This is a genomic window from Pseudarthrobacter linnaei (assembly GCF_055412825.1).
Genome location: NZ_JBVAYX010000001.1, coordinates 131,804 through 145,137, shown reverse-complemented (window position 1 = coordinate 145,137; position 13,334 = coordinate 131,804). Strand labels below are relative to the sequence as shown.

The following is a 13,334-nucleotide window of genomic DNA, read 5'->3' as shown; positions in this document are numbered from 1 at the left end:
AGCTGCCAGGGAGGGTCTGCCAATGCGCCTCATCGCTTCCGGCTAGCCGGGCACTCCGGCGCCCTGCCATAGCCCGGTACTTCCGGCAGGCTGGCTAGCCCAGCCGCTCCTGCCCGCCAGGATGAAGCGCGGACCGGATGGTGCCGACGAGTGAGCGGAAACCGGGATCTGCCTGAAGCGCGTCAAGCAGGACAGGTCCCCGCGGACCGGCCAGCGGTACGCGCCAGTTCGGGTACTGCGTGCTGGTCCCGGGCTGGTTCTGCGTCCGGGTCTCCCCCACCGCGTCAACGAGTGCGACTCCGAGCAGGGACGAGGGCGTCAGCGTGGTGAAAGCGTAGAGCGCCTCGACGGTGGCCTGCACGTCCTGGTGCCCCGGCTCCGGCAGGAGACCGCGTTCCCGCAGGAGCCCGAGCACCGCCTGCTGCTCGGCGGCAGCCTCGGCGCGTTCCTCGTCCACCGGACGCTGCAGCAGGCCCAGGGACTCGCGGAGGGTGACGTGTTCGCCGGCCAGGTAGCCGGCCGTCGGGGGCAGGTCGTGGGTGTTGACGCTGGTCAGGCACTGCTGGCGGTACCGTTCCGGCGGGATAGGGCCGTCGGCGTCGTGCTCGAACCAGAGGATCGACGTGCCGAAGATGCCGCGTTCAGCCAGATAGTCCCGGACCCACGGCTCAAACACGCCCAGGTCCTCGCCGATCACGACCGCTCCGGCCCGCTGCGCCTCAAGGGCAAGGATGCCGATCAGCGCCTCGTGGTCGTAGTAGACGTAGGTGCCGTGTTCCGGCCCGGCTCCTGCCGGGATCCACCACAGCCGGAACAGGCCCAGAATGTGGTCCACCCGGATTCCGCCGGCATGGCGCAGCACGGTCCGGAGCATGTCCCGGTAGGCGGCGTAGCCTGATTCGGCGAGGCGGCCGGGGTGCCAGGGCGGCTGGGTCCAGTTCTGCCCCCGCTGGTTGAACATGTCCGGTGGGGCCCCTACCGTGACGTCCCGGGCCAGCACTCCAGCAAGCGACCAGTCGTCCGCACCGCCGGGTTTAACTCCGACTGCCAGGTCGTGGATGACGCCGATTTCCATGCCTGACAGCCGGGCCGAGCGCTGGGCGGCTTCGAGCTGGACGTCGCAGAGCCACTGCAGCCAGCGGTGGAACTCGATCCGGCCGGCCAGCAGGGCGCGTTGCTCCTTGCAGTAGGCGGTGTCCGGCGAGGAGGCTTCCGCCGCCCACTGGGGGGCGTCCGGGGCCAGCTTCTCGGCCAGGGCGCACCACAGGGCGAAGTCGTCGAGTCCCTGCCCCTCCCCGGCGCAGAAGTCCGCGAAGGCGACGGTGCGGGCGGGGTCGCGCGGGACGCCGTAGAGCAGCTCCAGGGCAGCCAGTTTGGCACGGTAGCTGGAGTTCCGGTCCAGCAGCCCGGTGGAGTGGTTCGCGGCGTGCTGTTGATTGGCCAGCCGCTCCACTTCGGCCCGGCCGGCCGGGCCGAGGTAGCCGTATTCGGGGATCTCCTCCACCCGGAGGTAGAGCGGGTTGAAGTAACGCCGGGTGGTGGGCAGGTACGGCGAGTCCTCGATCGGGGGCCGGGGCTCGGCGGCGTGCAGCGGGTTGACCAGCAGGAAACCTGCGCCCTCCTGCCCGGTCATGGCGGCGAGATCGGCGAGGTCGGAGAAGTCGCCGATGCCCCAGGAACGGGAGGACCGCACGGAATACAGCTGCGCGGTCAGACCCCAGTTCCGCCGGCCGGCGAGCGCTTCGGTGGTTCGGAGCCTTCGCGGTGTGACGATGAGCGGGCACTGGGCCACAGTGCCCTCGTTGTCCGCCAGCAGGGTGTGCCAGCCGAGCGGCAACCGGTCCGGGACTACGAACACCGCCCGGCCGGTGAGGACGCCGTCGACGTCGACCGGCGCGTCCCAGTTGTCCCGCTGCGTTGCCTCGTACCGGTCACCGTCTTCGGTGATGATCCAGACGCTGACGGCGCTTCCGTGCGGGACGTGGACGTTGACGGGGAGTTCCTGCCCTTCACGGGCGACGGCAACCGGGGGCAGCAGGCGCCGCCACGGTGCCCGGCCCGCCTCAGCCAGGGACCGTTCCATCTCGTCCGGTTCCCCGGCCTGGACGCCCAGCGCGGCCAGGACGCCGCGCAGGGTGCTGTCCGCGACGGAGCGTTCGACGCCGTCCCAGCCCCAATAGGAGGTCCCGACGCCGTGGGCGGACGCGAGTTCCCGGAGCAGTGTGGGCGCGCCGGGCCCGTTTTTGTGGTTCATTCCATCAGCCATGGGGCAACTCTAGACGCTGCCCCCGTGCCCCGTACCGTGTCGATGGCTGTGGACCTCGCCGACGAGTTCATGCAGGCCCTCGACGGCGCGCGCCAGGGACAGCTCCGGGGAGGCCACGATGAACGGCATCAGGAGCCGGTTCTCCTTCTCCAGGTGCAGGGCGAAGATGTTCCGGATGGAGCCGGCCGCCACGGCGGCGTCCACCCCGGTGGACCCCCGCAGGTCCTCGACCAGTCCGACGATCACCTGGTGCTCGGCCAGCATCCCGTCCACGAGCAACTGTCCCTGCGGCAGGTTCCGGGGCGCGCTGTACAGCGGACCCTCTTCGGCGAGCGCATGCGGGACGAGATCGGTCTCGCACCACTCCACCAGGACCTCGTGGGCGTCGTGCTCCGCCACGGTGTCACCCCTCCGGACGGCGCGGACCAGGGTCGCCGTCAGCGCGCTGAGGCGCTTGAGCATGCCCGCATGGTGCTGTTCCACCGCGGCCAGGGCCTCGGCGTCATCATCGGCGTTCTTCTGGACGGTGCTGGCCGCTGGCTGATCCATGACGTCTCCTACGTCCGCTGTTACGGGTACTGGTGAACACGGTTTGTGCCGGCTCGGTGCCGCTGCCGGCACACCAAAGGGGGCAAGCGCTCTCTTTCCCACTGTACGGGGGAGACCCGGCCGGGCACCGGGCCTTTCGGCCCGGCCAGGTGACGCCGGCCGGCCGCGGACTTCGCCGCCGGCTTTAGACTCGGCCGCGGCGTCCGCGCTAGCCTTGCAGTCTATGGTCGACGTCGAACGGTTCCGGATCCTCCTCCAGGAGGAGCGCCGCCGGAAACTTGTGCTCCTCCCCGCGCTTCGCAGGGACATCTCCTCGGTGAACGCCGCCCGGCGAGATTCCAATGTCGACGACGAACACGATCCGGAGGGCGCGACAATCGCGTTTGAGCTCTCCCAGGCCTCTGCCCTGCTGGAGCAGAGCAGCAAGGGCCTCGCGCAGATCGAGGCGGCCCTGGAACGGATCGATGCCGGCACCTACGGCATCTGCGCCGGGTGCGGGGAACACATCGCGGAGGGCCGGCTGGAGGCCCGGCCCTGGACCCAGTACTGCATCCGGCACAGTGCCGGACCGGCGGGCGCCGCCGGAACTCCGGGCCGAACAAGAGCATGACCAACGCTGCCGAGACCTGGTGGAACCGGATCGTCGCCGGGTTCACCCACTCCCCCGTCCCGCACGTCACCGGCACTGAACTGGCCCTGGTCATCCTCCTGGCCGTCGCGCTCTCCCTGCCGCGGGTGACCTGGCGCTACTTCGGGCTGCTGGCCACCGTCACCCACGAACTTGGCCACGCCTTCGCCGCGCTCATGACCGGGCAACGCCTCGGCGGCATCCACCTGCGCCTGGACCACTCGGGCACGACCACCACCTTCAGCCGGCGACCCCTGGCCGCCGTCTGGTCCACGTTCTGGGGATACCCGGTGCCGGCTGTCGTCGGCGCCGCGATGGTCTGGTGCGGCTTCAACGGGTGGGGGCCGGCGGCGATGTCAGCCGCGACCCTCATCCTGCTGGCCTCATTCCTGTTCATCCGCAACGGCATCGGACTGCTGATCACCGCCGCCGCGGTCCTGGCAGCCGCCCTGCTGGTGCTGTTCGTCCCGCCCGAATTCAACGGCCATGTCATGATCGTGCTTGGCCTGGCACTCCTCGTCGCCGCCGTCCGGGACCTCGGCAAGCTGGCCAACGTGCACCTGAAGCGGCGGGAGCGGCTGGCGACGTCGGACGCGTACCTCCTCTCCCGGGCCACCCGCATTCCTGCCGCCGTCTGGATCTTGCTGTTCGCGGCCGTCGTCGGTGCCGCCTGGTGGGTGGCCTGGCAGCCGATGTCGCAGGTGTTCGCAACCCTGCCGCCGCTTTCGGTGCCCGGACGGGGCGGCACCCCGGCATAGGCTGGGTCCATGAGCACAACACATAGGGACGACCCGGGATTCAGCACTAAGGGTGCCTACGTCACCGGAGGTGCGGAGTTCAACCGGGACACCAACTACATCGAGGACCGGATCACCCGCGACGGCGCCCCCGGCCGGAACGGTGAGCCCGGCTGGCCGGTGGAGCCGGGACGCTACCGGTTGATCGCGGCCCGCGCCTGCCCGTGGGCCAACCGGACCGTGATCGTGCGGCGGCTGCTCGGCCTCGAGGACGCCATTTCCCTCGGCCAGCCTGGCCCCACCCATGATGCACGTTCCTGGACCTTTGACCTGGACCCGGACGGCAGGGATCCGGTGCTCGGCGTGGCACGGATCCAGGAGTCCTACTTTCGCCGGTTCCCGGACTATCCCCGCGGCATCACCGTGCCGGCCATCGTCGACGTTGCCAGCGGCCAGGTGGTGACCAACAACTTCCCGCAGATCACCCTCGACTTCGCGACTGAATGGACCGCGTACCACCGCCCCGGCGCTCCGGACCTCTACCCGGAGGCACTGCGCGCGGAGATCGACGCGGTGAACAAGCGGGTCTTCACCGAGGTGAACAACGGCGTGTACCGCTGCGGTTTCGCCGGCGCCCAGGAAGCCTATGATGCCGCCTACGGCCGGCTCTGGGCCGCCCTGGACTGGCTGGAGGAGCGCCTCAGCGGGCAGCGCTACCTCGTGGGAGACACCATCACCGAGGCCGATGTCCGGCTGTTCACGACGCTGGCGCGGTTCGACGCCGTCTACCACGGGCATTTCAAATGCAACCGGCAGAAACTCAGTGAGATGCCGGCACTGTGGGGCTACGCCCGCGACCTGTTCCAGACCCCGGGGTTCGGCGACACCACCGACTTCGTGCAGATCAAGGCGCACTATTACCTCGTCCACGAGGACATCAACCCCACCGGGATCGTTCCTGCCGGGCCGGAGCTCGGCAACTGGCTGACCGCCCACGGCCGCGACGCCCTCGGCGGACGCCCCTTCGGCGGGGGGACGCCGCCGGGCCCGGTCCGGGCCGGGGAGGAAGTCGCTCCGGGGCACGGCGCGGACTAGGCCGTAGGGCGCCGGGCCGGGGTTCGTCCAGTTGTCGCAGCAACGGCCCCGCCCTAGGGTGGTCCGGGTGACAACTACAGACCGGGCCGCCCACACCGTCGGCCCCTCCCTGCCCCGGCGGCTCCGGGGGATCGTGGGCGGCAACATCCGGGCGGCGCTGTTGTGGCCCCGGCTGCAGCTGGCCCTGAAGGCAGGGCTGGCCGCGGGCATTGCCTTCGCGGTCGCCCCGTTTATGCCCGGCTCAGCGGCCGAGTACCCGTACTACGCCCCGCTGGGTGCCCTGGTGGCGATGTATGAAAACGTCGCCGGGTCCATGAAGCAGGGTGTGCAGACGCTCGCGGGTCTCGCTATCGGGGTGGGGCTGGCCTTTGTGCTGTTCATTCTCGGCAGCCCGACGCCGCTGACGGTCGGAGTCGTGATGGCTTTCGGCGTCGTTCTTGCCGGACTCCCGAAGATCGGCGCGGGCCGGGACTGGATCCCGACGGCGGCGCTCCTGGTCCTGCTGGTCGGCGGCCACAATCCGGACCAGTTCTCCTTCGGCTACCTCCTCCAGATGGCCGCCGGGGTCACGGTGGGCATCCTCGTGAACCTGCTGGTGTTCCCGCCGCTGCACTTCCGCGCCGCCGAGCTCAGCATCGCCGAACTGCGCCTCGCGCTCGCCCGGCAGCTCGGGGACATGGCCAAGGCGCTGAAGGAGAGCTGGCCGCCGGAACACGAGGACTGGTCCCAGCGGTCCGGCGCCCTCGAGGCATCCGCGCGTTCCGTCCGGCTGGCTGTGGAGAAAGCGGACGCCAGCCGGCGGGCCAACCCCCGGCGCCGGCTCCATCCCCGGGACATCGAGCTGGACTACCGCAACCTCCGCGACCTGGAACGGATCACCTTCCACGTCCAGGACGTGACGCAGGTGCTCTCGGACGTCATCTGGGCCAAGGACACACCCTTTGAGGTGCCGGCTGACTACGCTTCGCCCCTCGCCGATGCCATGGCCGCCGTCGGCGACGTCCTGGAGTCCGTCGAAAAGCAGAGCCCGGACCGGCAGTCGGAGCTGAGCGAGGAAGCCGACGCCGCCGTCAGGGCGCTGACGGTACGCGTTGGCGCCGGGGAAGCGGCAACCGAGGCCCCCAGCGCCGTCGAATCGATCCTGTTGAGCCTGCACCGGATGCTGCGCGTGGTGAAGGGTTCCGCGCACAGGGCGTAGCGCGGGGTTCCCCGCAGACCAGACACGACAGACGACGACGGCGGTGCCCTCCCCTTTCCGGGAAAGACACCGCCGTGGCCCAGTACGGCCGGCAGAGTTTAGAGCGCGGCCACCGACCCGCTGAAATGCTTGCGTCCGGACCGCGAATTCCAGGCCACATAGTCCGAGCGCTGCCACGCCCCGTCAGTGTCCTGGCTGGTGCTGATATCCAGCGCCACGCGGGCCGGCAGGAACACCGGCGCCTCGAAGGCCACATCCCAGCTGAAGGCATCGCCCTTGGCGGCCCCCACGTCCGCGAGGGCCCTCGACGCCAGGTACATGCCGTGCGCAATCGACCGCCGCAGGCCCAGTGCCCTGGCCGAGAGCACGCTCAGGTGGATCGGGTTGAAGTCGCCAGACACGGCGGCGTAGGCCCGGCCCGTGTCGACGCCCAGCTGCCACAGCGCGGTCGGATCCGGCGCCGAGAAGTCCGCCGCGGCCGGAGCGGCCGTGGGCTTGTCGATGCCGGGCAGGAACACTCCTTTCGCCAGGTAACCGGAGACACCGCGCCAGCTCACGGTGTCCTCCCCGGCCCGGCGCACCTCCGCGACGAGGTCCAGCTGGGTGCCGGACCGGTGCCCCCGCAGGTTGGTTGCCCACGCCTGGATGTCAAGGGCCTCGGTGAACCGGAGGGGCGCGGACTGCACGACCTGGTTTTGCAGGTGGATCATTCCCAGCAGCGGCAGCGGAAAGTCATCCCGGTTCATCACGCTCATGGCCAGCGGGAACGTCAGCGCATGGATGAAGCCGGCCGGCAGGACATCGCTCGCGGTCTCGCCGATCAGGTGCTGGTACGCGGTGAGGTTTTCCACCGACGCCTTGACGCTGCGGACCTCGTGCCGTGCCCCCGGGAGCCCGTCGCCCGCCTGGGTGCCGAGCACCCGGCGGCGGGCGGCGGTGGCCGCCGCGTTGACGTAGAGCTTGGACAGCGACGGCATCTCCCCCAGGATGACAGGCTGCGAAAGGGTCATGCCCCCACCAGGTTCTGCCCGCAGACGCGCAGCACCTCGCCGGAGATACCCCCGGCGGCGTCGCTGGCCAGGAACGCGATGGCCTCGGCGACGTCGCCCGGCCGGCCGCCCTGCTGCAGGGAATTCAGCCGGCGGGCGATCTCGCGGGTAGCGAAGGGGATCTTCGCGGTCATCTCCGTCTCGATGAAGCCCGGGGCGACGGCGTTGATGGAGCCCCCGTGCGTGCCGATCAGCGGAGCCGTGGCCCGGACCATGCCCATCACCCCGCCCTTGGATGCGGCATAGTTGGTCTGTCCGCGGTTGCCGGCGATGCCGCTGGTTGAGGCGACGGACACGATCCGCGGGGAGCTCCGGAAATGCTCAGATGCGAGCAGGGCCTCGTTGATCCGCAGCTGCGCCGCGATGTTGACCGCGATCACGGAGTTCCAGCGGCCCTGGTCCATGTTGGCGAGGAGCTTGTCCCGGGTGATGCCCGCGTTGTGGATCACGATGTCCAGCCGCCCGTGACGCTCCACGGCGTGGTCGATGATCCGCTGCCCGGCGTCCGCGCGGCTGATGTCCAGCTGCAGAGCCGTGCCGTGCACCTCGTTGGCCACGGCGGCAAGGTGGTCGCCGGCCGCCGGGATGTCGACGACGACGACCGTAGCGCCGTCGCGGTAGAGGGTGCGCGCGATCGCGGCGCCGATTCCGCGCGCGGCTCCGGTCACGACGGCGACCTTCCCCGCCAGCGGGCTCTCGGCGTCGGCCGGCAGCTGCCCTTCGGCGGAGCTGACGGTGAGGAACTGCCCGTCGACGAACGCGGACCGGCCGGAGAGGAAGAACCGAAGCGCGCCCAGGGTGCTGGCGCTGGTGGTGCTGGCGCCGTCGGAGAGCAGGATGCCGTTGGCGGTGGCACCGGCACGGAGCTCCTTGGCCAGCGAACGCAGGAGCCCGTCCACTCCCTGGCGTGCTGCCGCGGCGGCCGGGTCCGCAGTGTCCGGATTTGCAGCGTCCGCCGCCGCGCGGGAGACGGTGATGACGCGGGCGTTGGCTGCCAGGTCCCGCAGTGAGGTGGCAGCGGTGAGCACCGGCTTTTCCAGGTCCTCCGGACGGGCCAGCTCATCCAGTACGAGGATGATGGCGCCGAGCTTCTCCCTGGGCACGGCGTGGCGGCGCACGTCGAGGTTCCAGGCCAGGAGCGTCGAGGCCAGCGCATCGGCGCCGCTGCCGTCTCCCTGGACCAGGACGGGGCCGCTCACGAGCGGCTGGCCCGGCTGGTGGCGGCGCAGTACCACCGGCTGGGGCAGCCCGAGTTTCCTGGCAAGGTCCCTGCCCGGGCCCTGGCTCACGAATTGGGTGTATTTGTCGGTCATCGGATCCCCCTAGTGTGCTTCAAGAATAGCGACGACGCCCTGGCCGCCGGCGGCGCAGATGGAGATGAGCCCGCGGGCCGGGCGGCCGTCAACGTGGCCCTTGGCGTGCAGCATTTTCGCGAGCGAGGCGACGATCCGGCCGCCGGTGGCCGCGAAGGGGTGGCCCGCCGCGAGGGAGGAGCCGTTGATATTGAGCTTGGACCGGTCGATGCTGCCGAAGGCTCCGTCCAGGCCGAGCCGCGTGCGGCCGAATTCCTCGTCCTCCCAGGCGGCCAGGGTGCTCAGCACGGTACCGGCGAAGGCCTCATGGATCTCGAAGAAGTCAATGTCGTCAAGGCTGAGCCCGTTGCGGGCCAGGAGCCGCGGCACGGCGAAGGCCGGAGCCATCAGCAGGCCGTCCTTGCCGTGAACGAAGTCGACCGCGGCCGCCTCACCGTCGACGACGCTGGCCAGCTTGGGCAGATCGTGGGCGTCCGCCCAGTCCTCGGCCGCGAGCAGCACGGTGGAGGCGCCGTCAGTGAGCGGGGTGGAGTTGCCCGCCGTCATGGTGGCCGCGGAGCCCAGGTTCTTGCCGAAGACGGGCTTGAGGGTGGCCAGCTTCTCGAGGCTGGTGTCGGCCCGCAGGTTGGAGTCGCGGGTGAGGCCGCGGTAGGGGGTGAGCAGGTCATCGAAGAAGCCGGCGTCGTAGGCCGCGGCGAGGTTGCGGTGGCTGTTGAAGGCCAGTTCATCCTGGGCCTCCCGGGTGATCTTCCACTGCGCCGTGGTGAGCGCCTGGTGTTCGCCCATAGACAGTCCGGTGCGCGGTTCGCCCGTGTTGGGAGCGTCCGGGGCCAGGTCCTTGGGCCGGAGGCGGCTCAGGGCCTGCAGCCGCTGCGGCAGCGTCTTGGCCCGGTTCAGGTCAAGGAGCACCTCGCGCAGGCCCTCGCTCACGGCGATGGGGGCGTCCGAGGCGGAGTCGACGCCGCCGGCGATCGCCGAGTCGATCTGGCCGAGCTTGATCTTGTTGGCGAGGCCAAGGACCGTTTCCAGCCCGGTGGCACAGGCCTGCTGGAGGTCGTAGGCGGGGGTTTCGGCGGAGAGCGCGGAGCCCAGTACGGCCTCGCGCGTCAGGTTGAAGTCACGGGAGTGCTTGAGCACCGCCCCGGCGGCCACCTCACCGATGCGTTCGTCCTGCAGCCCGAACCGGGCGATGAGCCCGTCCAGGGCCGCGGTGAGCATGTCCTGGTTGGAGGACTTGGTGTAGGCGCCCCCGGTGCGGGCAAAGGGAATGCGGTTGCCGCCAACGATGACCGCCTTGCGGAGCACCGGCATTGTCCGCCCTGTCGGTTCTGCGGCGCCTGCGGCGACGCTTGCCGCGGAAGGGGAGGCGGTTGCCGTGACGGTCCCGGGCGCCGCCGGGGTAGTTGATTCCTTGGGTCCGGGTGCGGACTGTCCGTTGACGGACATGGGCTGTCTCCTTTGATCAAAGCGGTTACCGATACCCAGCGTACCTGATACGCTGGGTATCGTGAACATCCCCCAGACTGATCTTCCCGGCGGCGGCGCGGCAGGCTCCGCCGCTGCCGGTGCCGGCAGCGTGGACGGCCGCGCCTCGCGCTGGCAGTCCCACCGTGAAGGGCGCCGCCGGGAACTGATCAAATCAGCCCGCAAGGCCGTGCACCGGCTGGGCAGCGATGCGTCCATGGAGGACATTGCCGCCGCGGCCGGTACCTCCAAGTCTGTTTTCTACCGCTACTTCGGGGACAAGGCCGGGCTCCAGCAGGCCGTCGGCGAAGTTGTGCTGAGCCAGATGCAGCGCCGCATCCAGGAAGCGGCCCAAAGCGCCCAGACGCCCCGCGAGGGACTGCTGGCGATGGTGTCCGCGTACCTGCAGATGGCCGAAACCAGCCCCAATGTGTACACCTTCGTCACGCGCTACACCCCCGGCGACGCCGCGGGCGGCACCATCGCCACCGCCGGAGCCCTCGGCCATTTTTTCGCGTCGATCAGCAATATGATCGCCCGGCCCATGCGCAGCCACCTTGGCGACTCGGCCGGGCGCGAGGCCGTAATCGGCTACTGGCCGAACGCGGCCATCGGCCTCGTCCGGAACGCCGGCGAACAGTGGCTGGCCAGTCCGGCGTCCCCCGAAAAACCCGACCAGGCGGCTATGGCACGCCAGATCACCGACTGGCTGTGCCTCGGCATCGCCCCGGAACTGCGCACGGCACCACCGACTTCTCCACCAACTTCAGCACCGACCTTGTCAGAACCAACGAAGGAATCGACATGACCGAACTAGCCGACCGCCCCGCGGGCTCCCCCGCCACCGTCCCTGCCAGGACGCCGGCATCCCCCCGCCCGGTGTCCACGCACGGCGCCCCGCCTGCCGCGGCTCCCGCCGTCGACGTCGCCGCGCTCGGCGAGCTGCTGCTGGGCAAGTGGGCCGACACCCGCCGCACCGCACGGACACTCGCAGGCCAGCCGGAACTGCACAAAACGGAGGGGCTGACCCACACCGAGCACCGCCGCCGCGCCTTCGGACAGCTCAAGATCCTGGTGGACAACGGCGCCGTGCACCGCGCCTTCCCGGTGTCCGTCGGCGGGGCCGATGAACACGGCGGCAACGTGGCCGGGTTCCAGGAACTCGTCATCGCCGACCCCTCGCTGCAGATCAAGGCCGGAGTCCAGTGGGGACTGTTCGGCTCCGCCGTGAACCACCTCGGCACGGAGCAGCACCACCAGCAGTGGCTGCCTGGCATCATGAACCTGGATATTCCCGGCTGTTTTGCCATGACGGAGACCGGGCACGGCTCGGACGTCGCCAGCATTGCCACCACCGCCACCTACGACCCCGCCACCGAGGAATTCGTGGTGCACACACCGTTCCGGGCTGCGTGGAAGGACTACATCGGCAACGCCGCCGTGGACGGCGTCGCCGCCGTCGTCTTCGCCCAGTTGGTGACGCAGGGTGTCAACCACGGCGTCCACGCCTTCTACATGGACCTCCGCGACCCGGACACGAAGGAATTCCTGCCGGGCATCGGCGGCGAGGACGACGGCGTCAAGGGCGGGCTCAACGGCATCGACAACGGCCGGCTGCACTTCACGCAGGTGAGGATCCCGCGCACCCACCTGCTGAACCGCTACGGCAGCGTCGACGCCGGCGGCAGCTACAGCTCCCCCATCGCCAGCCCGGGCCGCCGCTTCTTCACTATGCTCGGCACCCTCGTCCAGGGCCGCGTCTCGCTCGACGGCGCCGCCGTCACCGCGTCGAAGCTGGCCCTGAAAACGGCCATCCAGTACGCCACCGAACGCCGCCAGTTCAACGCCTCCTCGCAGACCGACGAGGAAGTGCTGCTGGACTACCAGCGGCACCAGCGCCGCCTGTTTACCCGCCTGGCCACCACCTACGCCGCCGGGTTCGCCAGTGAACAGCTGCTGCAGAAGTTCGACGACGTCTTCTCAGGCCGGGCCGACACGGACGAGGACCGCCAGGACCTGGAAACCCTCGCGGCCGCGCTCAAGCCGCTCAGCACCTGGCACGCACTCGATACCCTGCAGGAATGCCGCGAAGCCTGCGGCGGCGCCGGCTTCCTGATTGAGAACCGCTTCGCCTCGCTGCGCGCCGACCTCGACGTGTACGCCACCTTCGAAGGTGACAACACGGTCCTGCTGCAGCTGGTCGCCAAGCGGCTGCTGGCCGATTACGCCAAGGAATTCCGCACGGTGAACTTCGGTGTGCTGACCCGCTACGTGGTCGGCCAGGCCACCGGCGCCGCCATCCACCGGACCGGCCTGCGCGGTGTCGCTCAGTTCATGGCGGATTCCGGGTCGGTGCAGAAGGCCGCCATCGCGATCAAGGACGAGGCAAGCCAGCGCGCCCTGCTGACCGACCGGGTGCAGACCATGGTCGCCGAAGTCGGCTCGGCACTCAAGGGCGCCAACAAGCTGCCGCAGCAGCAGGGGGCGGCACTGTTTAACAGCCACCAGAACGAACTCATCGAAGCGGCCCAGGCGCATGCCGAGCTGCTGCAGTGGGAGGCCTTCACCGAAGCGCTGGGCAAGGTCACGGACCCGGGCACCAGGAAGGTCCTGACCTGGCTGCGCGACCTCTTCGGGCTGTCCCTGATCGAGGACAACCTGTCCTGGTACCTGATGAACGGCCGGCTTTCCATGCAGCGCGCCCGGACCGTGGGCGACTACATCAACCGCCTGCTCGTGAAGATCCGCCCACACGCCCTGGACCTGGTCGACGCCTTCGGGTTCGGCCCGGAACACCTCCGAGCCGAGATCGCCACTGGCGCCGAGAAGCTCCGCCAGGACGAGGCCCGCGGGTACTTCCGCACCCAGCGCGCCAGCGGCGACGCTCCGGTGGACGAGAAGATCCTGCTGGCGCGCAAGGGCCCCGGGACCAGGGCCTCCGGCGCCTGACCCGGCTGTAATTCGACGACCGCGCAGACGACGACGGCGCCGCCCCCTGAGCCGGGGCGGCGCCGTCGTCGTCTGTTCTTCGGGAC

Annotated in this window: 11 protein-coding genes; 6 read left to right on the top strand and 5 right to left on the bottom strand. The window is 70.0% G+C overall.

The features are described from left to right. Positions 1 to 94: 94 nt before the first annotated feature. Both malQ and ACZYZ3_RS00630 read right to left on the bottom strand, forming a co-directional pair. Positions 95 to 2,266, bottom strand: a complete 2,172-nt coding sequence (gene malQ / locus ACZYZ3_RS00635) for a 4-alpha-glucanotransferase (protein WP_463961939.1) — start codon at positions 2,264 to 2,266, stop codon at positions 95 to 97. 9 nt (positions 2,267 to 2,275) lie between these two features. Beyond that, positions 2,276 to 2,815 carry a hemerythrin domain-containing protein gene (locus tag ACZYZ3_RS00630; RefSeq protein ID WP_463961938.1) on the bottom strand — a complete coding sequence of 180 codons (540 nt, stop codon included), beginning with the start codon at positions 2,813 to 2,815 and terminating at the stop codon, positions 2,276 to 2,278. Between the two features lie 223 nt (positions 2,816 to 3,038). Between ACZYZ3_RS00630 and ACZYZ3_RS00625 the strand changes: the two genes are divergently transcribed. From ACZYZ3_RS00625 to ACZYZ3_RS00610, 4 genes are all read left to right on the top strand, one after another. After that, positions 3,039 to 3,425 (top strand): TraR/DksA family transcriptional regulator, encoded by a 387-nt coding sequence (locus ACZYZ3_RS00625; protein WP_463961937.1) that lies wholly within the window; start codon positions 3,039 to 3,041, stop codon positions 3,423 to 3,425. Beyond that, positions 3,422 to 4,201 (top strand): M50 family metallopeptidase, encoded by a 780-nt coding sequence (locus ACZYZ3_RS00620; protein ID WP_463961936.1) that lies wholly within the window; start codon positions 3,422 to 3,424, stop codon positions 4,199 to 4,201. The genes ACZYZ3_RS00625 and ACZYZ3_RS00620 overlap by 4 nt, the downstream gene beginning before the upstream one ends. A gap of 9 nt (positions 4,202 to 4,210) precedes the next feature. Then, positions 4,211 to 5,275, top strand: a complete 1,065-nt coding sequence (locus ACZYZ3_RS00615) for a glutathione S-transferase family protein (protein WP_463961935.1) — start codon at positions 4,211 to 4,213, stop codon at positions 5,273 to 5,275. A 160-nt stretch (positions 5,276 to 5,435) separates the two neighbouring features. Beyond that, the gene (locus ACZYZ3_RS00610) at positions 5,436 to 6,473 is read left to right on the top strand and encodes an FUSC family protein (RefSeq protein ID WP_463962169.1); all 1,038 of its coding nucleotides are present in this window, start codon (positions 5,436 to 5,438) and stop codon (positions 6,471 to 6,473) included. 98 nt (positions 6,474 to 6,571) lie between these two features. On the opposite strand, the gene ACZYZ3_RS00605 is transcribed toward ACZYZ3_RS00610, so the two are convergent. From ACZYZ3_RS00605 to ACZYZ3_RS00595, 3 genes are read right to left on the bottom strand one after another with little or no spacing between them, the layout of a single operon-like run. After that, positions 6,572 to 7,483: a MaoC family dehydratase gene (locus ACZYZ3_RS00605; RefSeq protein WP_463961934.1), complete on the bottom strand. Its 912-nt coding sequence runs from the start codon at positions 7,481 to 7,483 to the stop codon at positions 6,572 to 6,574. Then, the gene (locus ACZYZ3_RS00600) at positions 7,480 to 8,835 is read right to left on the bottom strand and encodes a 3-oxoacyl-ACP reductase (protein ID WP_463961933.1); all 1,356 of its coding nucleotides are present in this window, start codon (positions 8,833 to 8,835) and stop codon (positions 7,480 to 7,482) included. The genes ACZYZ3_RS00605 and ACZYZ3_RS00600 overlap by 4 nt, the downstream gene beginning before the upstream one ends. 9 nt (positions 8,836 to 8,844) lie before the next feature. Beyond that, positions 8,845 to 10,281 carry an acetyl-CoA C-acetyltransferase gene (locus ACZYZ3_RS00595; protein ID WP_463961932.1) on the bottom strand — a complete coding sequence of 479 codons (1,437 nt, stop codon included), beginning with the start codon at positions 10,279 to 10,281 and terminating at the stop codon, positions 8,845 to 8,847. A 61-nt stretch (positions 10,282 to 10,342) separates the two neighbouring features. Between ACZYZ3_RS00595 and ACZYZ3_RS00590 the strand changes: the two genes are divergently transcribed. Further along, positions 10,343 to 11,107: a TetR/AcrR family transcriptional regulator gene (locus ACZYZ3_RS00590; protein WP_463961931.1), complete on the top strand. Its 765-nt coding sequence runs from the start codon at positions 10,343 to 10,345 to the stop codon at positions 11,105 to 11,107. Further along, positions 11,104 to 13,248, top strand: coding sequence for an acyl-CoA dehydrogenase family protein (locus ACZYZ3_RS00585; RefSeq protein ID WP_463961930.1), 2,145 nt, complete (start codon positions 11,104 to 11,106; stop codon positions 13,246 to 13,248). The genes ACZYZ3_RS00590 and ACZYZ3_RS00585 overlap by 4 nt, the downstream gene beginning before the upstream one ends. Positions 13,249 to 13,334: the final 86 nt, after the last annotated feature.

What these genes read in the sequence shown, in the direction of transcription:
- ACZYZ3_RS00585 (WP_463961930.1), top strand. Translation starts at nt 11,104, where the DNA reads ATGACCGAACTAGCCGACCGCCCCGCGGGCTCCCCCGCCACCGTCCCT.
- ACZYZ3_RS00600 (WP_463961933.1), bottom strand. Translation starts at nt 8,835, where the DNA reads ATGACCGACAAATACACCCAATTCGTGAGCCAGGGCCCGGGCAGGGAC.
- ACZYZ3_RS00630 (WP_463961938.1), bottom strand. Translation starts at nt 2,815, where the DNA reads ATGGATCAGCCAGCGGCCAGCACCGTCCAGAAGAACGCCGATGATGAC.
- malQ (WP_463961939.1), bottom strand. Translation starts at nt 2,266, where the DNA reads ATGGCTGATGGAATGAACCACAAAAACGGGCCCGGCGCGCCCACACTG.
- ACZYZ3_RS00595 (WP_463961932.1), bottom strand. Translation starts at nt 10,281, where the DNA reads ATGTCCGTCAACGGACAGTCCGCACCCGGACCCAAGGAATCAACTACC.
- ACZYZ3_RS00620 (WP_463961936.1), top strand. Translation starts at nt 3,422, where the DNA reads ATGACCAACGCTGCCGAGACCTGGTGGAACCGGATCGTCGCCGGGTTC.
- ACZYZ3_RS00605 (WP_463961934.1), bottom strand. Translation starts at nt 7,483, where the DNA reads ATGACCCTTTCGCAGCCTGTCATCCTGGGGGAGATGCCGTCGCTGTCC.
- ACZYZ3_RS00625 (WP_463961937.1), top strand. Translation starts at nt 3,039, where the DNA reads ATGGTCGACGTCGAACGGTTCCGGATCCTCCTCCAGGAGGAGCGCCGC.
- ACZYZ3_RS00615 (WP_463961935.1), top strand. Translation starts at nt 4,211, where the DNA reads ATGAGCACAACACATAGGGACGACCCGGGATTCAGCACTAAGGGTGCC.